This window comes from Citrobacter sp. CF971 (assembly GCF_006385635.1).
Taxonomy (GTDB): domain Bacteria; phylum Pseudomonadota; class Gammaproteobacteria; order Enterobacterales; family Enterobacteriaceae; genus Citrobacter; species Citrobacter freundii.
In genome coordinates this window covers 40,097-63,542 of record NZ_CP041048.1, presented here as the reverse complement: position 1 = coordinate 63,542, position 23,446 = coordinate 40,097, and the positions used below count along the sequence as shown (strand labels likewise).

Sequence of the window (23,446 nt, the reverse complement as noted above, 5' to 3'; positions counted from 1 at the left end):
TTACTCCACCATCCATTCTTCACTAAGTAGGAACTCCCAGCGCTCTTCTGCTTTTTCCGGGTTGTCTTTGGCCTGTTTGATCATGCTCTCGGCTGCGCTAAAACCTACTTCCTCACTGAATCGGCCCCATGAATGGCTATACCACTCGCGCATCACACTTCGGCCAAGTGAGGCAAGATCAGGGCTTACTCCTTCATGGAGGGCATAGAGCTCCCAGGCATCCCACCCGTATCGCAATAAGTTGTGCCCTGGGGCATTAAAGGCCTGTGCAGCTTTGAACAGCTCTCCAGGCTCCTTCCCTCTAACATCAACCCCTTTGAGTACCAGCCCCACCACGACTTCAATAACAGGTTCGCGTTGCTTCTTCGCCAGCTCGATGGCAGCAACCAGCATTGCCTTGGCATCAGTAAATCTCCGATGCCCCTGGCACATACCGCAGGTTTCTTTGGAAGGGGACAAGTCATAAACACCGGAACCAGCACAGCGGCGGCACGTCAGGTCAATCATGGGCGCGTCTCTCTTCATACTCTGCAACACGCTCTTTCAGCCGCTGAACAACTGGAGCGAGCTCAGGGATAGCCTCCGCTTCCTCAAGCGTGTATCGCTTGTCTTCTTGGTAATCGACGATTTGAGGAGTCCTTGGCCGTTTAGGGAACGCGGCAAGGCCATTCAGCGACATCGAGGAGGGAAGGCCGCCTTCGATCTCACCTTTTTCATTGAGCGACTGGGTGACGATAAGCTGTGTTCCGCCTACTTCGGTATCAAAGCGGTCATCAAAGCGCTCACCGATGATCCAGCCGCCTGCCCCTGAGACACATGTCACGCTCATCCGTAAGCGATGGATTGCTTTAGCGTCATTCCAGCTCAGCGGATTTTCATCCATACAGAAAAAAGGCGCTTCGTCCCGAACGAACACCTTCGCGTTAGCGTTATCGAAGATCGGCCCATAGGCACCCTGCTGGACGCATGGTTCGATTTTCTCAGCCAGCTCCAGGTGCCCTTGAGAACGCAGCGTCTCATAGAGTTGGGTGATTGTTTGTTTGCCGGTGTCCGGAAGGCAGGACAACATTGTCTGCTTCTCCTCGTCACTCAGGCCTACCATTCTGGACAGAATGCTGACTACCAGCTCGTTGTGCCCATCGACCGTCTCAATGTTGAGCTTGTTCTCGTCCATTTTCTTCCTCAGTGATAGGTTCGATAAATTCAATGGATTCCATGCTGATCAGTTTCGGATGCGGCACTACCGCATATCGCCGACTCATCTCCGCCCCCTTGTACCAAAGGTTCGATCACCTGCGCTTGAGCCTCGTCCCAGTCGGACACCTTTGCATAACCCAACGCAAAGGCAATTCGCATCGCCACTGTCGGCCTGCCTATTTTCATCAAGTAGGCCGCAGCACCGGCACACATAGACTCTTGTCCAGACGGCGCATAGTTACCCTCTTCATCCCATTCACCACCTGACTTTGAATGCACTGTCTTGTGGCAATGAAACGTCGTCATGTCGTTTTCAACAATGTCGTTGATGATGCCTTCTAATCGCCCAGGGGCCAGCTCGATAGCGCCTTCCTTCTTGAATGGACAGTTGGCGCAAGGTTTCTTCAAACGGAGGTGATTCTCTTGCTTTGGCTTTGGCATACGCACCACTTTACAGCATCATTTTATGACCCCATGATATAACCATATTACGCTCAGTCAATATCTCACTGACAATTACTTTCTATCGGGCGCTTGCGTTCCCATTTTGGGCAGATTGGAAAGTTATTTGGGAGGTTGGGGTGCCCGTAGTGAGCTGCGCAGAGACTTTCACATGTGAAAGTTTTGATTCTAGACACCATTTTATTATCTGTTGATATTACTTTATGATGCTGTAATAATCATAAATAAGGGCCGCATCGCTCTTCGACCTTCGTTGCAGCCCTTACAACACAATCAAGCAATTAAGGAGCTTTGTTATGCTGCAAGGCAATGCTAACACGAATAAGCGCATCCCGCTCGCGGCGTTCATGAAATGGCCGCTGGCGAAACGTCAGGACTTCATCAACCGGGAAATGTCCGGTTGCCCCGACTTTATCAAGACATCTTTGCTTCGCCATTAAGGTGATCAGGAAAGCAAAGAACCTCGCTTCGGCGGGGTTCTTCGTTTCTACCTCTTGAATGTTTCGTCAGAACAAACTGGAGCGCTTATGTCACCAGAAACACAACAACTTATATCCAAGGCTTTATCTCTCATTGAGCAGTCCCGATTCCGCATGGGCACTTCTCGGTTTGTTGAGGCCTTTATTGACCGATGGGCATACTTACAGACTGGCCTATACCCGGCCAAGGAGGAGATCCCGGCAGAACTTCAACCGGTCGCCTACTACGCAGAGAAACACTCCGTATCCGCCGCAACCGTAGCCGCATAAAAAAAACCCGCCAGATGGCGGGTTTTCCATTCAATGCGCAGCCCAATGGCAACTTACATCTTTCCGTACCGGTTCAAGAACGAAGACCTGTCTAAGATCCCCCAGTCTGTCAGCATATAGTAGCCGGTGGCCCCCCGTTCGCCGGTAGACTCCCTGACGAACAATATATTCATTCCGAACTCATCACGCAGAGCAGACAACTGTCTCTTGATCGTTGATTCAGGAATTTCTGTTGCCTTGTGAAGGTCCTGGAGACTTGGCTTCTCCGTTTTAGACAGGGCATTCACCAAAGCAAATTTTCTTTTCATGTCCTGTGAGATCTTCATATTCACCTGTTCTTGACAGGCCCAACCTATCCGGCTGAGCCTCCTTCATTAGCCTTCAACACTCAGAAGTTCAATGTCTGACACAGGCACATGAACGTGCTTTTCCTTGCCTTCGCCATCGAGCGTTTTAACCCAGACTGTAGCCGGAACCAGAGCAACACGGTCGGTCATGATGACTCCACGTTTGGTCTCGCCATCCAGATTAACGTTGACAGCAAAAATCAAACTATCAGCCCTGACGTTCTTCCATTCCTTATCCTTCGGCAGAGGAGGAAGAGCATCGCCACCTTCTTCATCTTTGCTCTTACCATTGTTAACTGGCTGCCGGACAGGAGTTTTGCCCTTACCCTCTTCGTCAAGAAAATGGTCTTGGTCATCATCGCCCTGACCACCGAGATTTGCCCCCCCTTCCAGTTCCATGTTGGCAGGGCTCTGGTCGCCATTTCCGATATGTACCGATGTGCCACTCCCAGAGTTAATGGCTTGCTCGTCGGTGTTACCAGCGCCAGGTTTATCATTCTGGTCGGAGCCCGTCAGAGGACCTTTTTCCATTTCTTCTTTGATGCGTTTGGCATCATTCAACATCTCACGGCTTTGTTTACGGGTAATCCCGTCAGACATAGCTACAGCGCAGACGGCGCGACATCTTTCTTCGTTAAGCTCAAACAGAAGACGGAGATTGTTCAAGGTTTCTGTATCAGAACATACTTCATTATCGTACAACTCGCGCACACAGTCAGGTAGCTTGAGCAACGACAGATGCGTAGATACGAAAGTGATATTCTTACCAAGACGATCAGCAATATCCTTTTGTTTCCAACCTTCTTCAACAAACAGGTTTAACGCCTCGGCAATCTCTACCGGAGTCAAATCATCCCGCTGGATGTTTTCGATCAACTCACCAGCAGTCTCGTCCAGGTTGTTCTGGACCTTATCATTAACCACCAGGTCGATAGTCTCAATACCAGCGTGTTTACAAGCCCTCCAACGCCGCTCCCCTTTCTGGATAACGAACTTGCCTTCTTCGTTCTTCGGAAACACGATGATCGGAGACTGCTGCCCTTCGGTCAGCAAGGTGGCCGCCAGATCTTCAATGTTACGGAAGCGCTTACGCACCTGTACCTTGGAAACAACGTCGTCAACAGGGACGGTAAGAACCTCTTTGCCTTTCTTGCCTTTGGCGGCTTTAGCAAGTTCGGACAGGCCTTTTAAATTGTTCAATGCCATCGCTTAGCCCACCTTCTCTAATAGTTCTTCCAACACCGCCTCAACCTCTTTGGCCGCGACATGTCCATAGCGAAGCTCCCAGACAGGGACGCCATCCGTGGTCGCCGTATCGAGCGGAGGCCGGTGCATAATTTTGTTCTCAAACAGCAGATCCGGAACTGTGTTCTCCAGCGCCTTGAGGGCCTTGTCGTGATTGACAGAGCGATCCATGTCGTTGATCACAATGCCCAGGATCTCCAAATCCTGGTTGTATGCCTCGCGCACACCGATAATCGTGTTTAGGAGACCTTCTACGCCGTCCACAGCGAAGCCAGAGAGTTTTACTGGACATGCCACATGGGTAGACATCACCAATGCAGCCACCAGCTTTCTGCCAAGGCTAGGCGGGCAATCAATCAGCACGTAGTCGTAGTTCTCAAACAGCTCAGCCAAATGGCGAGCCGGATTCATAGCCTGGTCAAGAGGCACAGCCTCCATCTCAAACAGATCCGGATCGTTCTTCGGCGTGTGAATGAGGTCAGCCCCGCAAGGACAGTGCATGACCTCAATACCATCCAGCTCGTAAGCGAACAGCTCTGCGGTTTTGGTTCCAGTGAGGATTGGTTCATAGTCGTCATCCTCAAGCTCTCGTCTGGGGGCCAGTCGAGAGGATGTGTTCCCCTGACCATCCATATCCAAGACCAGCACTTTCTTTTTCTTCTGTAACGCCAGATAAAAGGCCTGCTGGATACAGAGGGTACTCTTACCCACCCCGCCTTTCTGGTTGGCGAAGCTGATTACTTTTGCCATACCCACCTCTATTTTGGTTTCTCGCAGGTGATCCAGACCACCCCCAAACTTTCACATGTGAAAGATTGTAGCGATCATAAAATGATGCTGCAATATCTAATTATGGTTCTGTCAAAACAAACTTGAAACAAAAAAACGGCCATAAAGGCCGCTTGATGACAAGGTTTGTGCTGTCATTACAATTGATTTGCTGCCCCAAGCCCGTTCGCCAATAACTGCTCGGCATCGTTGAATAGGGCGGACCCCCGTTCCGGTGTTAGCAATTCCGGCATATCTTCACGCGGCCAAGTACCGGCGACTTGAATGAGCAAACTGGCAGCCCAGTGAATCTGCTTTTCCTCACTTTGATCGGCTAGTGTGCATACGACGGGGAAACCGTACTTACGCCCCCAGCGACTCACTTCTTTGAACGAAACCAGCTCAGGCTTTTGCTGATCTCGGCTGTAGGCCTCAGCTATCATCCGGTTCAGCTCTTGGACGTCCATCTATCCCCCTTAACGCCGTTCTCTAATTCTTCCTCAAACATCGTTCTTAATGTTTTCCGCATCTCTTCATCTTCGATGGCATTGACATCAAAGCTGGTAGCTACGGCCTCACTTCCAATGCCGCAAAGAACGTAGCTCCGGCCATCAGGACCGATTTTAAGAGGCACTACGGGAAGTGGTGTATTAGGGCACACTCCAGCAATGCTCGGAGAAATAATTGGCCCCCCGCGAGGAATAACCAAGTTACCGATAAACCCCCAATCAATTTGGGTAGAGATGGCATCAGGCTGGTATTGCTCCCCCCAAAAGTCAATTGCTGCCTGCTGATGCTGTTTACCGACATAGTAGATAAAACCGGCCCCCACCAGCACGGTGAAGACAAACATAATTGCCAATTGGCGCAAGACTCTTGCTATAAAACTTAAACTCATAGGTATTCTTCTCTTAATTGAGCGTTCCACCACCCACAGTACAAGAAAGATGTCACAGGCTATCCAGCGCCGGTTATTCCTTTCTGCAACTCCCTAAGCTTTGCCTCAGCCATAGGTCGTATATCGCGCTCACAGCAGTTCGGCTGCGGAGATCTCGTCCTCAATGTCAGACAGAGCGGCTTTCATGTCCGCTGGGGTCATCGAAGACCAGTCGCGGATTCTCTCCCTGATGCTCTTGAGCAGTCCTTCCTGTTTCAGCAGCTCGTCACCGACGAGGGCAACGAGCCCTCTCTGTTCGAGTTCATCTGTCGAGTAACCTCGGCAGATTTTCTGACAGACCACGATGCGCCGGGCGTTAGCTTTCTGCTGGCTACCATAAATAGGTGGGCAGATCGCGATAGGGGCGCTCCCCCCCTTCTGCTCGATGATAACCTCAGCGTCGTTGCTACGAGCAGGGTGCTTTTCGTTGACGACCCAAGTGCCTTCTGTGTGTTCCACAAACATCCCCTCAACTTTGCAGCGGTTGCTGCTTGGGTTCTACTGTCACGACACCAAGATCACATTCAAACTCGATAACCTGGCCGTAGTCAGCAGTTCGAGCAACTGAATTCCACGCTCAATTTCCTTCTTTAAGTCGTTACTCATCGGCATATTTTTTCCTCGATCAGTTGCTTGCTGCGGCGATCACAGCAGCCTGTACTCGCCAGCCTCATACTCGCTCGCCCAGCCACGTAGGGTGAGACTTTATTTGCAAGGATGAAACTCTATTTTAAGGGATGACACTAACTCGATACTCCCCGTTATGGGACGTATTACTTCTCCAGCTCTTCTTCCAACCTTTTGCGGTATATCTCTCCTGCACGCCCCCTGCCCTCGTCGGTCAGCTTAAAGGCCAGCTTTAGAGAAGTTTCGTCCCGGTACTTGTCCAATAAGCCATTATCCACCAGCGTGTGGCATGACGTTCGGAAGTTCGTTCCATGAATACAGCTCTGGCGAGCTGAGTTGATCATCGACAGCATTTTCATACCTGGTACAGGCTCGGCTTTTCCACCGACTTCAATTGCATATAGAATGAACAAAACATCCTTCTGAGTTGATGACAACCTCACCCCCACCCCCTTATTCATGTCAGACATGAATAAGGCTCCCACGAAGGGAGCCTTATGTAAACCTTATTCATGTGACACATGAATAACAACTAATTCACGGTGTCTTTCAACCCCTTACCAGCTTTGAACCCAGGGATGTTAGCAGCGGCGATCTGGATGTTCTCTCCAGTCTGGGGATTCCGCCCGGTTCTCGCTGCCCGCGACTTAACGTGGAAAGTACCAAACCCTGTGAGCGCTACAGTCCCACCTGATTTAAGCTCCTCAGTCACAGAGTTGATCAGCGCATTCACCGCAGCTTCGGCCTGTGCTTTGCTGATGTCTGCGTCTTCGGCCACTTTCATAATCAGTTCGCTTTTGTTCATCGTTATTCCTGTTTGGTTTCTTGGTTACTATTTACACCCGTATACACTGGTGTGTGGTTAGTGCTTTCTTCGCCACTCCCAAGGGGGAGTTCTCTCTGATTCCGGTAATGCCCAAAGGCCTCGCTTATCGGCTTTAGCCTCGGCTTCTAGCTGGAACAGCTCTGGTGTTTTGGCGTACTGCCGGTATACCCACGCACTCCCAGAGCGGACCATTTCGGCATTGACCCATTTGCCATCAACATAAAGGTTGGCTACCAAGCGGCCATAACGGTCTTTGTCGATCCTCTCAACCTTGAGCATTCGACCAAACACCAGATCGGACAATACTTGTTTCGCCTTAGAGCCGTAGGGTTGCTTCTTCTCAGGGGTGTCGATTTCCGCCAGCCTTACCCGGTACTGGACTTTGCCACTCTGGCAATCTTCCCCTGAGTCACAGTCTCGTTCAGTCAAAACCGTGACTGTATCACCGTCAGAAACGCCCACAACCCTCGCATTGAAGGTTTCTGCCCATACCTGAGGGGCAACCACCAGCATTGCTGCTAGGGAGGCTGCCACCCCAAAAATACCTAACCTCATAATCACTCCATCCAAATTACTTGCTCCCCCCAGTAGGTAGAGCTTTGGCCTAGGCCTCGTAATAGAAGTTTTTTGTGTCTGGATACGGTTTAAAACAATGAGCGGTGGCTCTTCCCAGGGAAAGCACCGTAACCTCAGTTCCCGGCGCATCCTCGGTGCCTTCACGAGACTCCCCTCCAAGTTGCTTCACCCATTGAGCAGCCAGTTGAACTCCTTCACAAAATGGAACGTTGTTCCTTTGAAGCATATCCAGGTAGGAAAGCAACAAGCAGTGGGGCGTGATGACGGCGGAGTTCCAGTCGGTTGCGAGCCGAGTCTCATCCATGTCTGCATACCAAGCATCGACCTGATGCTTTAACCCGACTTCGGCCATCATGCCGTGCTTACCGGCGACCTTTCTGCCTTCCTCAACGACATCAACCGGGGCGTCCCAGTAGAGAACTGCCCCGTCCGCTTCTTGGGTCGCACACGTTGCCCCTCGCGGCCAATGCCGCCGTTCCATAATGAGCTCGCAGAGCGTTTGGTTGCCAACAGGAGCCTTGTAGTCCTCATCGAGATTCACCACGATAGTTTCCGGCTCACGTTCAACCGGAGGTAGGTATCTGGCAACCAGAGGCATTGTCAAAATTACAGCACCATCCATGTGAAAGGATGTTGGAGCCTTCACTATTCGGTCCAGCACCCAGCACCAAGCATGAAGCAACCGATCCTCAACCTTGTCGTCAGCCTCGATCTCTTGAACGAACTGGTTGAAACGCTTCTGACTATCCAGAAACAGGCCTGTGCTCTGACACTTATCGCTGATCGTATGAATGAGTTCCGCCTGTCCCAGAAGCATTTCTCGGGTGACTTCTTCTGGATCACCGAATGCCTCAAACAACTTTGTCATGTCGTCACGAATTTGCATGTATTTCCCCCTCAGCATCGAACTGCTTGGCAAGCTCAGGATCACCGGCCCAGCGAAGGGCGTCGCCCATATGCGTGAACGCACGTTTATTGTGATCCTGCTTATTCACCCTGATCGGCATCTTTTGGTCACGAGGCTTTAGTAGCCAGTACCCGGCCTCTTCCTTGATTAGTTCTGCGGCCACCAGCAAGCCGCCCTTAGTTGCAATAATCATCATTAGCTACCTTGGTTAAGCCAGTACGCATAAACGGTGATGGCAAGCCCCCCAGCGAGCACCATGACTGCGACGGTGCGTTGGACCCACTTCGATGCACCAATTCGCGCCAAGCGCCTCCCAAGGAACTGGAATGGTGCCGTCTTTCCGATAGCGCGAATCACCCAGGTGATTGCCAACAAAAGGAAGGCTGTGACCGGGTATATACCAACCCCAAAGAGACTCACCTTTCCGACCGCGAGCTGATAGGCGAATGCAAACAGCATGGCTACCACAGTCAATACGACCACAACTTTGAGCCCGTTTCGCCAGTCCCACGCTCGACGTGCATCACTGGTAAAGCACACCATCGAAACAAGGAACGGCATGAATGGCAGGTTCATGCTGGTGGTCTGATCCATGAATGCGTCAAGTCCCAGAAACATGGCCGTCATCATCACGTAGAACAAAAGAGCGGGGACGAGCATGTTGCGTAAAGACATATCCCGGTTGGTGTTCGCGTTTTGAGTATTCGTCGTCATTGTGTTTGCCCCTTCAACATTCCCCATAGCTGATGGTGAAGATCTGCGATTACCTTGTACGTCCCCTTCACTGCTGGTTGTTCAAGGGTCTTGAGCATCCACAAAGCAATAAACAGGCTGGAAAGCAGTGCCACCACAAACTGGGTGTTGTGGCTACTCAGGTAGACGGCATAGCCGTTTAGACATGCACTCAATAGCAACCAGACCCTGGCTGTCATTAACCCCCATCTGTGATAGGTCACGAGCAGGTAGGCTGTTACGATGGAACAGAGTGTCATTGCGCCAGATATGGCTAGGTAGACGACCCATGAACTTGCCTCACCAGTGGCGTAAGCGCTACCAACCGAGAAGGGCAAGCCAAAGATCCAAATTGCTGCACTACGGAGTAGGGCATCGACAATGATGTAACTCGCAGCAAGATTGATAATTCCGCGTTTTAGCATTTCTCACTCCCTATCAAACCCAGCATGAATTGCTTTCCCCCCTACGGTAGGGGTTTCACCAATCCCTCCAGGCTGGTGGAAGACAAGCCTCAAAGAGGCTGACGCCTTGTGAGGGTAATGGCTATCGAGAGCCTCTTTTGCTTTTTGTAACTCCATTGGTACACCTCATAGCGAAAGTCAGGCCCCTTAGGAACCCGACTTTCACATGTGAAAGTCTTATTGGCTTGCTGAGTCGTCTGGCTGCGACTCAATCATCATTTTTCGCATCACAGCCATGATGGCTTGTGCCGGTTGAGCGCCGCCGAGGAGCTGACTCTTGCCGGTTTGGTTGTCCACTACAAATGTGGCCGGAGTCCCGTTAACGCCATAGCTCTTGGCCTTCTGGATGTCAGCCTCAACCTTGTCTTCATGCTTGCCAGAACCGAGGCAGTCCCGGAACTCATCCAGATCAGCGCCAACACCAGTAACAACAGAGGCCAAGTCAGCAACCCCAGCACCGTTACCTTGGCTGTGATGGAAAATGTCATTCACGAAGACCCAGAAGCCTCGGTTGCCTTTCTGCTCAGCAATACACTCAGCGGCCAATGCTTCTCTGTGAGCTGTCGGATTATGGAAATCGAGAGGCATATGCTTCCACTGCCAATTCACATTCCCTTTGCTGGCATCAACAATTTGCTTGGGTGTGTCGTGGAATTGCTTGCAGAACGGACATTCCATATCGGAGAACTCCACCAGTGTGAACCTAGCACCAGGGGCCCCGTAGATGTGTTTACCGTCATCGACCTTCTCAGGAGCTGCCTCAAACTTGGCATACTTCTGATCGATGTCGGCTTGTTGTTTCTGCGCGACAAACTTGTTGATGCTTTCGGCCACCGCAGCTTCAAACTCTGCTTTGCTTTTGAAAGTGACACCTTCGGTGCCCTTCACCTGGTTGACCGTGGACTTCACGTTAGCGATCTCTTGCGCCAGCTCCTTCTCTTTCACGAACTGGTAAATGCCGAACCCGGTTCCTGCGAGTCCCAAAATAATGGCGGCAATAACCCCGAGGCGTAGCGATTTGGTATTTTGTTCTGGCATGTCAAACTTCTCCTATCAGTAAACTTTCACAGCACTGAGTTCTTGCACGAAGGAACTGGCTTCGAGCTTCGCTCGTTGGGTCAGTCGCCGGATGATGTCTTCGGTTGGGGTGTAGTCCACTAGGTTGCTCTGGTGGATGACGTCTCGCGCCACGGAGTTCAAACTCCCCAAGCCATCAATCAACCCAATGTCTTTGGCCTGCTCCCCATTCCAAAGCAACCCAGAAAACACCTCTTGGTCGCCTTTCAGTCGATCACCTCGACCAGCCTTCACTCGCTCGATGAACTGCTGGTGGGTTTTTGATAGAACGCCCTCCCAAAATGTCTTCATGTCAGAGGTAAGAGGGGAGAATGGATCGAGAAGAGCTTTGTGCTCTCCGGAAGTGATCGCCCGGCGCTCGATGCCGAGCTTGTCCATCAGGCCAGTGAATCCGAACCCTGAGCTGATGACGCCGATAGAGCCGACCAGACTTGCGCGGTCAGCATAGATCTCGTCCGCAGCAGAGGCGATGTAGTAGCCGCCAGACGCACCGATGTCATCAATGATGGCGTAGACCTTTTTTTCTGGGTGAAGCGCTCGCAGCGCTTTAACTTCTTCATAAATCCGCCCAGCTTGAACGGGGCTACCGCCAGGGCTGTTTATGCGAAGTACAACGGCTTGGGAGTTCGGGTTGTCGAATGCGGCTTGGATAGACGGGATAAGGTGATCAGCATCTGCCAGTGTACCGGCAGCAATTTCACCACGGATGTTGATATACGCGGTGTGAGGGGCTCCTGCTTTGGTGCTTTGCCACGGCATCCCGCCCGGATTAGACGCTAAGATGATGAAGCCGATCATGAGAAGCACGAAACCTGATGCGCGAAGCACACGCAACAGAGCCCGCCAGCGGCGATCTTTCACCTGCTCCTTATGCAGGGTGAACATGTACTTCTCAATAAGCTCTCTCTCCCAGGGGAGCTCTTTGCTTTCTGCCATTAGATTTTCCTTTTGCATGTTTCGATTATCAGTCCCCAGAACTCTTCATCAGCGCTATCAGCCCGGTCTTTGACTTTCTGGTAAACAAGGTTGGTGTTGAGCTGATGCTCACGACAGAACTGAGCAATGTTGCTGTAGGTCCTGTCCAGATAGGTGAAGGGCTTCCCTTTACCTTTCTTCTTGGCGAGGATGAGTTTCCACTCATCATTGGTGAGTTTGTCTGCGTCCTTCCCGGTGTCCGCAATGCGCCTACGCACCGTTACCGGATCAAGTCCATGTGCTCTGGCTATGCTGGCAATGCAATTGAACTTCCTACCGTCAATCATGACAGTAGGCAGATCACCAGCAGCAGCCTCCTTAAATCGGAAGCCTCTATAACCTGGCTTGAAGATCCCAGGAGCAAGCTGCTCACGGAACTCGATTGCCTGTTCTGACCTGACAAACTTGCCGTCGATTTTGCCAAGCATGTACTTAGCCCGAGCGATTACTTGATAAAGCGTCTTCTCCAGGAGCATGGCGTCCGCAGCTCTACTCGGAAGGCCAATATCGTCTTCTTGCTCGATCCCCAACATTTCTGCATGACTGGAGCCTTCGGCATGTCGGAAACAGCCGTCGTACTCAAAAAGAAAGGAGGCCAAACCTCCTCTCAGTTTTGCTTTGAACCGGGTATTGGCCTCGTTCTCTGGTGCAGGTGCCAGTTCGGACACTTCAACCCCTAACTTGGCGGCCAACTTTCGCAGATCTTCCCCTTCAATCCGGCATCCTGGCTGCATAACCTTCGCCAGAGCAGATTCATCAGCACATCCGCGTTCTTTCAGCTCAGCCAAGAGGTAGGGAACTCGTACTACCCCCATAAACTCAAGCTCCCTGAATCGCACTGACCACCAGCTCACAGAGCTTTCCGTACACAGGTGCCAAGCCGAGCGAGGCCATCACCATGCCAAAGGCTTTCGAGGGGGCCTCTTTGGCAAACTTGGTCAACCACGGCATCATGCCGCACATAGCTGCAACCATAGCGCCAGCCATCCCCAAGGAAGGAAACGCTATTGCTTGGGCCAGAACAAAGAAGCACTGGGCGTAAGCCGCATGGGTCATCGCCTTCTTATCTGCTGCCGTGAATTCAACGGCATCTACGTTTTTGACTTTTTCCATCACATTGTCCTCATGCAACATCAGGTTTTCCGAAAAATCGCTCATACACTTCGAGATCGAAGGCCAGCATTGTCTTTGCTGTCTTTTCACTAAGGCGGTGGAGGTAAAGCATCTGAACCTTGTCGGTGCAGGTCACTTGCAGGTCCACTGCGAACCACGCCCCACCACTGGTTACGGCCAGAACTTGCACCGCCCAAGGCTTATCCAGTCGTTCGGGAGGGGTGCTCGTGCTCGACACCTTGGCGACCTTCGCGGTTGAGCCTACCCAGTGCTTGTCAAACGCTATGACATTCAACGCTTCAAACGCATCCTTCGCGGCTTTAAACCGGCTCCGGATCGCATCTTGTTGCTTCCATGCCACGAACTGGAGAAGGGTTATTCCACCAGCCATAAGGGTGATAAAACTCAAACCATTGGCGGCAGCTACAACAGTCGCTACCAAGGCACCCAACATGACGAAGCGGTTATGTTTAAGCTGGGCCACTATTCACCTCCTATAGCAACCAGCCTACAGGACTCCTCAAAAATGCAACCCCGCCGAACTGCCCAATTCGGGCAACCCTAATTCAACCCAGAGCTTTCACATGTGAAACTTTCCGCCACAGGAACAGGTAGGTTTTACCTTGCGATAGCGGATGGATTGGTAGCGGTGCCACAGCTTGATCACTTCTCTTTCACTGAGAAGGTTTGTCTTGATGTAACGGACTCTATCCCCGTCCGCTGTTTCAACAACGGTTCGGACATAGCCGTACTTGGCAACGGGAGCCTTGTACTTGTGTGACAGAATTACCCGGTAAACCGAGAGCTGGATAATGTCCGACTCAAAGATGTGGTTTGCTTGGCGCAGCTTTGTGTCCAGGGGGATGAGAACCCCACCTTTGGTTTGATACACCTGGTCAACCCTGCCGTGCATGGGCACAGGCAGGGTGGTCGATACGTCCTGTTCGGACAAAAACAGCGTTGCCGAGCGCAGCTCATAAGGCATGTTCTCTGATTTCCACCACGCCCAGGTGTCACCAATGCCGCGTTTGCGCCACTGGTCCACTTTCGCAATGACGAAAGGGGCGATGATCAAGACGAATATCCAGAGAACAGCCTTCATGACTACCTCCGGCCCCTAAACCACTCAGGATGATTGGATACATCCAGGTCTTTAACCTGCGATGAGAAGACCAACACCTCTTGGGTAGTCAGTACAGTCTCCTGAGCACGAGCAATGAAAGGCCTCAACAGCCCAGAACCGGCGTAAATGTTGATGACCATATGCAGTCGCTCTCCTACCTCTGACATTCTCCGCCAGCTCCGGTAGGTTTCTGTTGATTTGGCATAACCAACCAAGGCGGGGGCCAGCGTATTTGACTCCTTCGTATTCAACGTCCCTTTTGCTGCCTTTGAGATGAACTCAGCAATCACTGAGGCCAGCATGTCGGAGGTAAGGTGGGGTGGCTGCTTTATCGTGTCGAAATCAGCCTGCTTGATAGTGAACAGGCGGATGTGATCGTTACGATAGTCACGTACATAGATGACATGGCTCTCAAATGGGTTGGAGTGGTTGAAGGCATCCATACCCCAGCCAGCAGCCTCCAGATGTGTGTTTGATACTAACTTGTCGTAATCCAGTTCCACGCTGTCACTCTCCGTCTTGTCGTTCAGGAACTTTCACATGTGAAAGTTTTCCTTCGGTCATAATGTCCAGGACCGCCTTGCCCAGTCTCATCCCTTTATGGTTTTGAACCGGATCCCCCTTGTAGAAGAATCCAGGCTCGTTATCGGGATGGAATACCCCGTGAGGAATGTTGTTGTGATCGCCAAGCCACATGCGCAGCCTCAGATCCACCAACCACCCATCATCCAGGACAACCCAGAAATGCGGTGTCACGATGTCCTTGGTCTGTTCGTTTCGTACAAAGCCATACATGCAGTTATGCGGGACACCGGCTTCATTGAGTAGGTGACTAACTGCCCATGTCATCCCGTCACATTCCATCTGGCAGTCATCCAAGGTCATTAGGACGGCTTCCAGCTCCCGGTGCCATTCCGTCATTTGCTTGGCCGCTGGCTTCACCACCAGCTCGTTTTTGTTTTCCGCCAAGATGATGTCATCCTCATCAATATTGCATTCGTCGATCGCTTCCGAACGGATAGATAACGCCTCATCCCAGTCATCACTCGATCCGAAAATGCTCCACCCCTCAAGGCCATAATTCACCCACACGATGAACCGCTTTATCGTTTTCATGTGCGGCTCCCTTTAACCGTGCAACGTTCCCACATATCCACCCCTTAAACTCAAACTCCACCCAAATGCCATCTATTGGTGTTTTTCAGTCAACAGCAACACGCCGCCCCGAACACAACTCACCGAAAAACCACCTTTGAATTGCTTTCTGGTGCCTACCAAGTTCATCCTGAGTAATTAGTCGCTCTGAATACTTTACTTTTACAGCATCACTTTATAATACTGTAAAACATAAAAACAACCCAGTAAAGAAAAATGAGCGACCTATGTTGAGACGAGAAAACCAAGGGGATTTGTTTGATGACCAAGTGGTGCTGCCATCCCTGGAGTCGGTACTGACCGGCAGACCTTCCGGTCAGCGTTGTGACGATAGAACTACGTACTTCTCAGCGCCGGATGTGGATTTGAGTCGATATGACCACATCATTGTGTGCCTATCTGGTGGCAAAGACTCAATAGCTGCGTATTTGCGGCTGGTGGACATGGGAGTTGATAAGTCAAAGGTGGAGTTCTGGCATCATGATGTTGATGGTCAGGAGGGTAGTTCGTTGATGGATTGGGCCTTCATGCGTGACTACTGCCGTCAGCTTGGGCAGGAACTGGGCATACCAATGTTCTTCTCGTGGCTTGAGGGCGGTTTTGAGGGCGAAATGCTCAAGGAGAATGCTTACAGCCACCCCCATCGCGTAGAAACTCCTGAGGGGCTCCTGGTGCTGCCTAGAGACCATAAGCGTTCTAAGCCGGGTACTCGCCTTCGTTTCCCTCAACAGTCGCCATCATTGCAAACAAGGTGGTGCTCATCAGCCTTGAAGATTGATGTTGGCCGCAGAGCTCTCAACAACCAGGATCGCTTCAAGGGGAAGAAGATCCTTTTCATCACTGGTGAGCGCAGAGAGGAGAGTGCAAATCGATCCAGGTACAACCAACTTGAGGCCCACGCCTGTGACAGAAGATATGGGAATACTGCACGGTTAGTGGATGCCTGGAGGCCAGTTCTTCACTGGACTGAGGAGGAAGTATGGGAAGTGATCGAACGTCACCGCATCTTGGCTCCAGTCCCTTATCGTCTTGGTTGGAACCGGTCGTCGTGCATGACCTGCATTTACAACTCACAGCGTATCTGGTCCACGATCCGGCACTACTGGCCTGATAGAGCTGGGAAGATTGCACTGTATGAACAAACCTTTGGGGTAACGGTATCAAGAAAAAGAATCGACGTAATGGATTTAGGTTCCGCTGTTGCGCCGATACAAATTAGTGATGTGGAGGCGTTAGAGCAGGTATCCAGAGGCGATTACACGCTCCCGATTTTTGTGCCTGAGGGGCAAAAGTGGTTTCTCCCTGGTGGCGCATTTGGCCGTGAGGCCTGTGGTTCTGATTGATTTGTGCAGAGGTGTCAATGTTGGATTTTGTTCTTTTGGTGTTTGTGGGTTTGGGAATATCTATGGTGCTTGTGCGCCGGTCTTCCCGGAAGGGGATGGATCTAGAGCTGACATGGTTCCAGTCGCTGAAAGTCGTGCTGGTACGTGGAGTTGTTGCATTGGGTCTGGGGTTTGGCATTGGTAGGCTCGCCTTGCTGGGGATACAGCATGGCTTCCTGAGTGAGTCAGTTCTAAGAGAGCATACTCTGGTCTCTGTGGTGGTAGTGCTGTTTTGTGGGCTTGGTTCGTTTGTTGCGTTTCAGTGGATCGTTGGGAGGATCTCTGGAAGATCCGTCAGCGCAGCCTCCCTGATCAAAACGATCATGTACGAGTCTGGTTACTTTGTGCTGTCGATGATCACCTTGTTGGTGATACTCATCCTTTTTGGGATCGCATACGAGACTTTTTTCTAAAAAACAGCGCGGACTGTTTTCTGTTCAACGATCCATAGGATAAATATAAAGATCTTTAGATCTTCGTATAAAGGATAAAAGCGGTTAAATACAGGTTAGGAGCACTTAATTGTGTCTCAACAGATTGATACTAAAGATCTTTTCATCTTTCTTCCGTGCAGCAACCCCATATAGTTACGTGCAGCGTTCCCATAGGTTGCCGTGCAGCGTTCCCATATCCCCCAGGATCTTGTTAGATGTTATCCACACCGGACCTCTGTTTTACCCACAAAATCCTTACAAAACAGAGCTTTCGTGCAGCGTTCCCACATATCAGATCTGGTATCCGTGCAGCATCCCCATATATTTGAGGCTATTCGTGCAGTCGCCCCATATACCACTTCCTTAACGTGCAACGTACCCACATATCAATTTTGGTCGTTTTTTGCACCGTGCAGCGTACCCATATGTGATCGTGCAGTGTACCCACATACCAAAACCCAGTTTATGCACAGAAAATGTGGATAACTTTTAGCCTCTTCCGGTGTGAGCGTGATCACCTTTTTGGCTGGTGGGGTCAGTTTGACTACCTTTTTGGCTTTGTCCTGATCTGTCAATCTTTGTTCTGCTTAGTCAACCGTGCAGGCTTCCCACATATCTACTGGTTGGCGACCTGCTTTCGTGCAACGTTCCCACATATCAAACCTCATAACGTGCAAGCCCCCCACATTCCGTACCCTTAACTATCAATGGTTTACGGGAACCACTCTACGGGAACCGCTGAGGCAACATTGCGCTTCTCCTTCATCATGGCTTCCACTTGCACGATAAAGAGACTCCGTTTGCACCTACCGTGCAACGACCCCATATATAGAGTCCCACCCCGGCTGTATCTGGGCTCAATTCACTCTATCCGTGCAGAGCACCCACATACGGAGACATTCCGCTTGTGGCCCTACCTGGTGGTGCGTTCCTCTTGGCATAAAAAAAGGCGCTGACGCGCCTTCTTTTCTCTGGGGGATCGGGAGCTTCTAGGGGCTATCTACCCTTACTCTGCCTTTCATCAATGATGTCGTGGTCAATTGTACCGTGCTTGATAGCTCGTAGCTCTGTCTGCTGCTTACGCTTGTTGGATGCCATCACCTGCTTCACGAAGTTCTCATGAGGCCTTATGACGTACCGCACGTCGATTACTCTGCGGCCATCCTTGATCTGGTTCGCGTCGTAGTCGCTTATGACCTCTTGCTTGATGAGGGCCTCCAGGGCGAGCTTCATGGCTCTGACGTTCTCGGGCATTCGTGGGCTCAATTCACGAGGGCTCTGGGTTAGGAAGCTGATAAGCGATGGAGTGTATGGTGAATCTGGAGATGCTTGAGTCCAGTAGTGGCTCATTCGCTTGTAGATGTACCGTGCAAGGGGGGAGCGGATTTGCATTCCGATTTTGTAGTTGTACTGGCGAAACGACAGATTCATGATCGATTCGTTTACCAGTGGGTTGAACTGCACATAGCATCTGGCGTTCCCACCTTTCTTCCTAAACTCACCTCTGGTGGTCAATCCCACCATCGGGAAGAAGCTGGAGCTGATGAAGGCTTCTCCGTCATCACTGATACATTCTAGTGTTGCGCCACGACAAACCTGAATTGCCTCCTTGATCTCTGTCAGGTTGTACCCGTGCCCCATCTTCGAGAGCTCCTTCTGGAGTTCGTACAGAGTGAACATGACCCCAGCCTTGCCTTCTATGATATGGCCTTTCCCGTTTACTGCGAGCTTGCGTAGAGCATCTTCAAGGATTTCCTCTCGCTGTCCCGCGTAGATCAGCACGGTTCTCCCGTCGTCCTTCTCGATGATGGCTGGTTTCACCTTCACCGTGAACTGCTGACCTCTAATGGAGCATTGTCGCGTCACTACGGCGTTGGACAGGTCTTCGTGCTCGCGCTTTTGGTCCCAAATGTACTTAGGTAACGCATCGTAGATCTCGATTGTGTTGGAGTAGTCGTCTTTCTTGGCCGGAGATTCAATGATCTCAAACAGGCTCATTTGCGGTGAGTCTTTGATAACGTCGAGTTTCTCCAGGTCTTTGTCTTTGGTTCTCTTACTCATGATTGTTCCGTTAATACTTTCTAGCTGGTGGTCCATGCCGCCAGCAGTGTCAAAACTCCCGCAGCTACCGTTGCCGCAAACACTAGCTGGTAGACGCGACGCTTAGCCCCCGCAAGGCTGCTCATGAAACGCATGGCTGCCGCTTCATACCGGAAGTGGGCGAGCTCACCCCGAAGGGTGTTATCTGTGCCATGTGGCGATTGTGGGCGCTTTGACAGGGCAGGGCGAGGATGGTTGGCGACTTTCTTGATCATCGCTTCACATTTCCCCAGCTTCGCCAGTTCTGTAGCTGCTACAGATGTTGTCATGTTGTCACACCTCGTCGCTATGCGTCTTGTTCAGTAGCCTCTCATACTCGTTAAGCGCCCGGCGAATTTTTGCTATGGCCGTGGCGCGTTGTCTTAACGCGGCATATCTGGTTTCTACTTCCTGGATCAGCTCTTGTGCCCAGGCGGGTTCTTTCTTGAAGTGCGACATGCTGTAGGCATAGCCCCGGCCCTTCTTGATATGTGTTGATAGAACCCTTTTCTTTTGTCCGGGAACTTGCTCGACAAATCTGTTGCGATACCACTCTGCAACGAGTGATACGCCGAGGATGCGAACCCGCGTACCAACACGCCCCTGCTCGTCTTCTGACGCTTCTTCACGCGCTGATTTGTGCGCGCTCCAGTACATGTCCGCTTCCTGCTGCGCCTCTACAGCAAGAACGGCTAAGGCGTGATCCAGCTTGCTCCGTACCTCCGCAACAAACTCTCTACCCTCTGCCTCTAGTAGATCCTCTGTTATCTCGGATCGTTCTTCTTCGAGCTTCGGATCGAGCAGGTTTAACCATCGCTCGGTTGGTAGACTCACCTCAAAAACCTCCCAATTCCCATCCAATTCCTATCCACATAACTATCTATCTGGAATCTAAACCCAATTATTCCACTATTGGAATCTAGCTTTGTCACTAGGCTAACCCATGTTTGGAATTTGTCAATTTCCCCTCCATCTATCTGGAATCTTGCCGTTCAAATTCTTTAATTTTGCGCCGCATGTGAATTTGTAGTTCAAGATTCCAGATATATTGGAGATGGTTGTTAAGATTCCAATAAAGGTATTTCCAGCATTCTCTTGGTGCGGGCGTCCCGGTGCGGGAGATGTCGCGGCTCTTGATAGGGTTAGGTCTGTTCATCTGAACCTATCCGTGCAGCGTTCCCACATGTTTTCCCACTCACCAATCAAAAAGCCACCTAAAAACCACCCAAACGCCCCTTTTGGGCAATTACAGAGGCCATCCATCCCTTTTGTTGGCCTTATTCTCTATCCAACACGCGGCAAGCAATCAAAAAGCCATCAAAAAGCAATCTCTGGAGGATTTAATGAGTCAGTTTGTTCTGGGTTTGGATATTGGTTACTCGAACCTGAAAATGGCGATGGGTCATAAAGGTGGGGAAGCTCGAACTGTCATCATGCCAGTGGGGGCAGGTCCGCTGGAGCTGATGCCACAACAGTTAACTGGTGGTGCAGGGACCAGCATTCAGGTTGTGATTGATGGGGAAAAATGGGTTGCAGGCGTCGAACCTGATCGCTTGCAAGGTTGGGAGCGAGAGCTTCATGGCGACTACCCTTCGACCAATCCATATAAGGCGCTTTTCTACGCAGCACTCCTGATGTCCGAGCAAAAGGAGATTGATGTGCTGGTGACGGGCCTGCCTGTAAGTCAGTATATGGAAGTAGAGCGCAGAGAGGCTTTGAAAGCTCGACTGGAGGGTGAACACCAGATCACGCCAAAACGTTCGGTGGCGGTTAAGTCTGTGGTGGTTGTGCCTCAGCCTGCTGGAGCTTACATGGATGTTGTCAGCTCAACCAAAGACGAAGATCTCCTGGAAATTATTCAGGGAGGAAAAACCGTTGTAATCGACCCTGGTTTTTTCTCTGTGGATTGGGTTGCTCTTGAAGAGGGGGAGGTCCGCTATCACTCATCGGGCACCAGCCTCAAGGCGATGTCTGTGTTGCTACAGGAAACAGACCGGCTAATTCAGGAAGACCACGGTGGTGCTCCTGGCATCGAAAAAATAGAGAAAGCAATTCGTGCGGGTAAGGGCGAAATCTTCCTCTACGGTGAAAAGGTATCAATCAAAGACTATTTCAAGAAAGCCTCAACCAAAGTTGCTCAGAACGCATTGATCCCTATGCGCAAGTCAATGCGTGAAGACGGGATGGATGCCGATGTCGTTCTACTGGCTGGGGGGGGAGCCGAGGCTTACCAAGACGCTGCCAGGGAGCTTTTTCCTAAGAGCAGAATTGTGCTGCCCGAAGAATCCGTGGCATCTAATGCCAGGGGCTTCTGGTTCTGCGGCTGATAGATAGGAGGTCGTAGTGACTGGTAGCAAATGGGATGGGAAAATATCTAATCTGAACATATCGGAGCAAGCTTTCCCCGAGCTCTATCATGAACTGTCCCAGATGCAGCATAAGGCGCGTAGTGATCGGCTCCGCGCCCTTGCTCTATTGGGTCTTTATTCTCTTCGATTTTCTGGCAACATTGGGTTTTTTGAGCAACAGAGTTCCAATATTCAACCTACACAGCATCAAACCAAGCCAGTGCAGGCTGATGAAAAGCTGAACTCTCAACGTGATTCACTTAAAGGAAAACTGATGGGCTCCGTGTGACATGAGAGAACAAGATGAGTTCTCTACGCTATCAGCGGCTGAGCGTAGAGAGGTAATAATCGCAGAGTTAAAGCGAAAAAGCCGCATTCGCACCTTGTTGCGAGGGCTCCCTTTAGATGAAGTTCGGGGGATTATTGACAGAATGACGGGCGTTCTGAATGAACTGGAGGGCGAGTACAAAAAGCGGGAAGAAGATGAAAAAGAAAAACGAGCTCAGGCCGAGCGAATAATGAATGACATGGAATCCTGTGGTGTGGACATCAGCTTGCTAAATGAGATGTTCACGAGCAAATCAGAACCTGATAATGCGAAATATTCAAAAGACGGAGTTTCGTGGAGTGGGCAAGGGCGTCGCCCGGATGCTTTCAAGGGGTTGGGTGCTGTCGAGTTGGAGCGCTACCGAATCCCACAGAAGAAGTAAAAAATGAGCGCCGCAATTTGGGCGCTCAACTTCGGGTCTGAAATGTCATAGTCTACTCAAGCACACTCCTTCTCCCCACCACCACTCTTTCCTTGTTCCTTGCAAAACGGACATTCTACGCAGGTTCTTTGGTTAACAGAGGTGAAGTAAGTACACTTGCAATTATCGCACACCTCCAGCATCGCATCCCCGCTTCTCAACTCCGAAGCAAGACACCAGGCATCAGTAATATCGAATGGAGCCCACCGGGCACCTTTCATTCCGGGCACTTCTTTGCGGATTGCGTGATACATTCTGAATGCCTTGTTCAAGGCTTTGATGTTCACAGATCGCAACACTGCCTCCCCACCAATATTGAAGTAGAGCTGCATTAGAAGAGAAGCCTGTATCTTGGATGTGTGACTATGAATAAGTGTCGCACCACCACGGAACGTTCTGGATTTTCGTTCCAGAGAATATCCGTCCCTCTCTAGGTCCTGGTAAAGCCGCCTGACCTGTTTGTAGGTCAGGCCTGTCTCGATCATGATGATTTTTGTGATGTACCCAGCAAGAGCCATGTGTCGAGCTGTAACCCAGCGACCCAATGTACCTGAGTTGCCAATGTTCATCTCCACCTCCCACGTCCCTGTAGAGACTGTTGCAATTTTTTCAATACTGGGTGTGTTAACTCTTCCCGGCTGTTATCAAGAATTTCTTCGATGATGCACGGGGCAAAACGCAGCGTAAAATGCGTAACCGTTGTTCCAGACATATGGCGCAAATGGCTGTCTGTTGCCTTGGCTACCAGCTCTGCAAGCTCCCTCGAAACACCGAACACTTCCTTTGCCATCTCCGGATCTCTCGATGCGACGCGGTTAAATAGCAACCAGTAGGCCGCATCAAATTCATCTACGCTGTGGTTGATGAAAACTACCGGGTCGTAATCGCCAGAGAGTCGCGTGATGATGTTTTGCTCTGCTGTTTCGAGCTTAAAAGAGATCAACACGCCAGAAGCCAGAGCTTCCAATTGGGAAGCAGTTGCCAGTGACAGCTTTTGAACCGTGTCCATGCCCAAAGAAAATTGTGAGGCCGCATCCTCTGGACGTTCTTTTGCCAGGGTGCATAGCAGGTTCCACAATGTCAGATCGAACTCGTAGACGTTTCTATCAGCTTCTTCCTGATCGAGGTTGACGGCTCTTGCATCTAACGCACCAATAATATCCAGTTCCAACAT

General features: G+C 50.9%; 35 protein-coding genes and 2 pseudogenes. 7 read left to right on the top strand and 30 right to left on the bottom strand.

Going from position 1 to position 23,446, the window contains the following annotated elements; all coding sequences use genetic code 11:
* From E6P06_RS02230 to E6P06_RS02220, 3 genes are read right to left on the bottom strand one after another with little or no spacing between them, the layout of a single operon-like run.
* Window positions 1–507 carry a hypothetical protein gene (locus tag E6P06_RS02230; protein ID WP_001553030.1) on the bottom strand — a complete coding sequence of 169 codons (507 nt, stop codon included), beginning with the start codon at window positions 505–507 and terminating at the stop codon, window positions 1–3.
* Window positions 500–1,174 (bottom strand): hypothetical protein, encoded by a 675-nt coding sequence (locus E6P06_RS02225; RefSeq protein ID WP_000344152.1) that lies wholly within the window; start codon window positions 1,172–1,174, stop codon window positions 500–502. Before E6P06_RS02225 ends, E6P06_RS02230 begins: the two co-directional genes overlap by 8 nt.
* A 29-nt stretch (window positions 1,175–1,203) precedes the next feature.
* Window positions 1,204–1,638 carry a hypothetical protein gene (locus E6P06_RS02220; RefSeq protein ID WP_039272498.1) on the bottom strand — a complete coding sequence of 145 codons (435 nt, stop codon included), beginning with the start codon at window positions 1,636–1,638 and terminating at the stop codon, window positions 1,204–1,206.
* A 317-nt stretch (window positions 1,639–1,955) separates the two neighbouring features.
* Here E6P06_RS02220 and E6P06_RS27570 point away from each other — a divergent pair, with 317 nt between their 5' ends.
* Both E6P06_RS27570 and E6P06_RS02215 read left to right on the top strand, forming a co-directional pair.
* Window positions 1,956–2,099, top strand: coding sequence for a hypothetical protein (locus tag E6P06_RS27570; RefSeq protein ID WP_000939032.1), 144 nt, complete (start codon window positions 1,956–1,958; stop codon window positions 2,097–2,099).
* 87 nt (window positions 2,100–2,186) lie between these two features.
* A pseudogene (locus E6P06_RS02215) lies at window positions 2,187–2,393 on the top strand (restriction endonuclease subunit M); the annotation flags it as partial.
* Between the two features lie 68 nt (window positions 2,394–2,461).
* On the opposite strand, the gene E6P06_RS02210 reads toward E6P06_RS02215, so the two are convergent.
* From E6P06_RS02210 to E6P06_RS02110, 22 genes and pseudogenes are all read right to left on the bottom strand, one after another.
* Window positions 2,462–2,734 (bottom strand): helix-turn-helix domain-containing protein, encoded by a 273-nt coding sequence (locus E6P06_RS02210; RefSeq protein ID WP_000703826.1) that lies wholly within the window; start codon window positions 2,732–2,734, stop codon window positions 2,462–2,464.
* A gap of 48 nt (window positions 2,735–2,782) precedes the next feature.
* The gene (locus E6P06_RS02205; protein WP_058662810.1) at window positions 2,783–3,961 is read right to left on the bottom strand and encodes a ParB/RepB/Spo0J family partition protein; all 1,179 of its coding nucleotides are present in this window, start codon (window positions 3,959–3,961) and stop codon (window positions 2,783–2,785) included.
* A gap of 3 nt (window positions 3,962–3,964) precedes the next feature.
* Complete coding sequence (locus E6P06_RS02200) at window positions 3,965–4,750, bottom strand: ParA family protein (RefSeq protein ID WP_001151303.1); 786 nt, start codon at window positions 4,748–4,750, stop codon at window positions 3,965–3,967.
* A 176-nt stretch (window positions 4,751–4,926) separates the two neighbouring features.
* Window positions 4,927–5,235 carry a hypothetical protein gene (locus E6P06_RS02195; protein ID WP_000383038.1) on the bottom strand — a complete coding sequence of 103 codons (309 nt, stop codon included), beginning with the start codon at window positions 5,233–5,235 and terminating at the stop codon, window positions 4,927–4,929.
* The gene (locus E6P06_RS02190; protein ID WP_058662811.1) at window positions 5,217–5,666 is read right to left on the bottom strand and encodes a hypothetical protein; all 450 of its coding nucleotides are present in this window, start codon (window positions 5,664–5,666) and stop codon (window positions 5,217–5,219) included. Before E6P06_RS02190 ends, E6P06_RS02195 begins: the two co-directional genes overlap by 19 nt.
* Window positions 5,667–5,795: 129 nt before the next feature.
* Window positions 5,796–6,164, bottom strand: a complete 369-nt coding sequence (locus E6P06_RS02185) for a hypothetical protein (protein WP_131777513.1) — start codon at window positions 6,162–6,164, stop codon at window positions 5,796–5,798.
* 314 nt (window positions 6,165–6,478) lie between these two features.
* Window positions 6,479–6,775, bottom strand: a complete 297-nt coding sequence (locus E6P06_RS02180) for a hypothetical protein (protein WP_058662820.1) — start codon at window positions 6,773–6,775, stop codon at window positions 6,479–6,481.
* Between the two features lie 89 nt (window positions 6,776–6,864).
* Complete coding sequence (locus tag E6P06_RS02175; protein WP_058662813.1) at window positions 6,865–7,137, bottom strand: HU family DNA-binding protein; 273 nt, start codon at window positions 7,135–7,137, stop codon at window positions 6,865–6,867.
* 57 nt (window positions 7,138–7,194) lie between these two features.
* The gene (locus E6P06_RS02170; protein WP_023356327.1) at window positions 7,195–7,713 is read right to left on the bottom strand and encodes a thermonuclease family protein; all 519 of its coding nucleotides are present in this window, start codon (window positions 7,711–7,713) and stop codon (window positions 7,195–7,197) included.
* Window positions 7,714–7,762: 49 nt separating this feature from the next.
* Window positions 7,763–8,620, bottom strand: coding sequence for a hypothetical protein (locus E6P06_RS02165; RefSeq protein WP_058662814.1), 858 nt, complete (start codon window positions 8,618–8,620; stop codon window positions 7,763–7,765).
* Window positions 8,607–8,837, bottom strand: a complete 231-nt coding sequence (locus tag E6P06_RS02160; protein ID WP_058662815.1) for a hypothetical protein — start codon at window positions 8,835–8,837, stop codon at window positions 8,607–8,609. The genes E6P06_RS02165 and E6P06_RS02160 overlap by 14 nt, the downstream gene beginning before the upstream one ends.
* A complete protein-coding gene (locus E6P06_RS02155; protein ID WP_058662816.1) occupies window positions 8,837–9,355 on the bottom strand; it encodes a hypothetical protein in 519 nt (172 codons plus the stop codon). Before E6P06_RS02155 ends, E6P06_RS02160 begins: the two co-directional genes overlap by 1 nt.
* Window positions 9,352–9,798, bottom strand: a complete 447-nt coding sequence (locus E6P06_RS02150) for a hypothetical protein (protein WP_058662817.1) — start codon at window positions 9,796–9,798, stop codon at window positions 9,352–9,354. Before E6P06_RS02150 ends, E6P06_RS02155 begins: the two co-directional genes overlap by 4 nt.
* A gap of 12 nt (window positions 9,799–9,810) precedes the next feature.
* Window positions 9,811–9,954 (bottom strand): annotated as a pseudogene (locus tag E6P06_RS27840) (hypothetical protein); the annotation flags it as partial.
* Between the two features lie 60 nt (window positions 9,955–10,014).
* Window positions 10,015–10,875, bottom strand: a complete 861-nt coding sequence (locus E6P06_RS02145) for a DsbA family protein (RefSeq protein ID WP_001115073.1) — start codon at window positions 10,873–10,875, stop codon at window positions 10,015–10,017.
* A 15-nt stretch (window positions 10,876–10,890) separates the two neighbouring features.
* Window positions 10,891–11,850: a S49 family peptidase gene (locus tag E6P06_RS02140; protein WP_000841048.1), complete on the bottom strand. Its 960-nt coding sequence runs from the start codon at window positions 11,848–11,850 to the stop codon at window positions 10,891–10,893.
* A complete protein-coding gene (locus E6P06_RS02135; RefSeq protein WP_000539390.1) occupies window positions 11,850–12,704 on the bottom strand; it encodes a hypothetical protein in 855 nt (284 codons plus the stop codon). Before E6P06_RS02135 ends, E6P06_RS02140 begins: the two co-directional genes overlap by 1 nt.
* A 4-nt stretch (window positions 12,705–12,708) precedes the next feature.
* Window positions 12,709–13,002 (bottom strand): hypothetical protein, encoded by a 294-nt coding sequence (locus E6P06_RS02130; RefSeq protein ID WP_001553058.1) that lies wholly within the window; start codon window positions 13,000–13,002, stop codon window positions 12,709–12,711.
* Window positions 13,003–13,012: 10 nt separating this feature from the next.
* The gene (locus E6P06_RS02125) at window positions 13,013–13,486 is read right to left on the bottom strand and encodes a hypothetical protein (protein WP_161477179.1); all 474 of its coding nucleotides are present in this window, start codon (window positions 13,484–13,486) and stop codon (window positions 13,013–13,015) included.
* Between the two features lie 96 nt (window positions 13,487–13,582).
* Window positions 13,583–14,104: a hypothetical protein gene (locus E6P06_RS02120; RefSeq protein WP_000648874.1), complete on the bottom strand. Its 522-nt coding sequence runs from the start codon at window positions 14,102–14,104 to the stop codon at window positions 13,583–13,585.
* 2 nt (window positions 14,105–14,106) lie between these two features.
* A complete protein-coding gene (locus E6P06_RS02115) occupies window positions 14,107–14,628 on the bottom strand; it encodes a hypothetical protein (protein ID WP_058662818.1) in 522 nt (173 codons plus the stop codon).
* 4 nt (window positions 14,629–14,632) lie between these two features.
* Window positions 14,633–15,241, bottom strand: coding sequence for a hypothetical protein (locus tag E6P06_RS02110; protein ID WP_000849066.1), 609 nt, complete (start codon window positions 15,239–15,241; stop codon window positions 14,633–14,635).
* Between the two features lie 266 nt (window positions 15,242–15,507).
* On the opposite strand from E6P06_RS02110, the gene E6P06_RS02105 reads away from it, so the two are divergent.
* Both E6P06_RS02105 and E6P06_RS02100 read left to right on the top strand, forming a co-directional pair.
* Window positions 15,508–16,623: a phosphoadenosine phosphosulfate reductase family protein gene (locus E6P06_RS02105; RefSeq protein WP_058662819.1), complete on the top strand. Its 1,116-nt coding sequence runs from the start codon at window positions 15,508–15,510 to the stop codon at window positions 16,621–16,623.
* 17 nt (window positions 16,624–16,640) lie between these two features.
* On the top strand, window positions 16,641–17,075 hold the full coding sequence (locus E6P06_RS02100; protein WP_039272545.1) for a hypothetical protein: 435 nt from the start codon (window positions 16,641–16,643) through the stop codon (window positions 17,073–17,075).
* A 1,017-nt stretch (window positions 17,076–18,092) separates the two neighbouring features.
* On the opposite strand, the gene E6P06_RS02085 is transcribed toward E6P06_RS02100, so the two are convergent.
* The 3 genes from E6P06_RS02085 to mobI are packed head-to-tail and all read right to left on the bottom strand — an operon-like array spanning window position 18,093 to window position 20,009.
* Window positions 18,093–19,193 (bottom strand): RepB family plasmid replication initiator protein, encoded by a 1,101-nt coding sequence (locus E6P06_RS02085; protein ID WP_001553110.1) that lies wholly within the window; start codon window positions 19,191–19,193, stop codon window positions 18,093–18,095.
* Entirely contained in the window at window positions 19,178–19,465 is a 288-nt protein-coding gene (locus E6P06_RS02080) for a hypothetical protein (protein ID WP_000213810.1), read from the bottom strand. The genes E6P06_RS02085 and E6P06_RS02080 overlap by 16 nt, the downstream gene beginning before the upstream one ends.
* Before the next feature lie 4 nt (window positions 19,466–19,469).
* On the bottom strand, window positions 19,470–20,009 hold the full coding sequence (gene mobI, locus E6P06_RS02075; protein WP_001553111.1) for a conjugative transfer protein MobI(A/C): 540 nt from the start codon (window positions 20,007–20,009) through the stop codon (window positions 19,470–19,472).
* Window positions 20,010–20,518: 509 nt separating this feature from the next.
* On the opposite strand from mobI, the gene E6P06_RS02070 reads away from it, so the two are divergent.
* From E6P06_RS02070 to E6P06_RS02060, 3 genes are read left to right on the top strand one after another with little or no spacing between them, the layout of a single operon-like run.
* Window positions 20,519–21,502, top strand: a complete 984-nt coding sequence (locus E6P06_RS02070; RefSeq protein WP_000077456.1) for a ParM/StbA family protein — start codon at window positions 20,519–20,521, stop codon at window positions 21,500–21,502.
* 16 nt (window positions 21,503–21,518) lie between these two features.
* A complete protein-coding gene (locus E6P06_RS02065; protein ID WP_039272549.1) occupies window positions 21,519–21,812 on the top strand; it encodes a hypothetical protein in 294 nt (97 codons plus the stop codon).
* Window position 21,813: 1 nt separating this feature from the next.
* Entirely contained in the window at window positions 21,814–22,233 is a 420-nt protein-coding gene (locus tag E6P06_RS02060; protein WP_001209046.1) for an H-NS family nucleoid-associated regulatory protein, read from the top strand.
* 56 nt (window positions 22,234–22,289) lie between these two features.
* Here E6P06_RS02060 and E6P06_RS02055 read toward each other — a convergent pair whose 3' ends face one another.
* Together E6P06_RS02055 and E6P06_RS02050 are read right to left on the bottom strand one after the other, a co-directional pair.
* A complete protein-coding gene (locus E6P06_RS02055) occupies window positions 22,290–22,841 on the bottom strand; it encodes a FlhC family transcriptional regulator (protein ID WP_039272626.1) in 552 nt (183 codons plus the stop codon).
* On the bottom strand, window positions 22,838–23,446 hold the full coding sequence (locus E6P06_RS02050; RefSeq protein WP_039272552.1) for a hypothetical protein: 609 nt from the start codon (window positions 23,444–23,446) through the stop codon (window positions 22,838–22,840). Before E6P06_RS02050 ends, E6P06_RS02055 begins: the two co-directional genes overlap by 4 nt.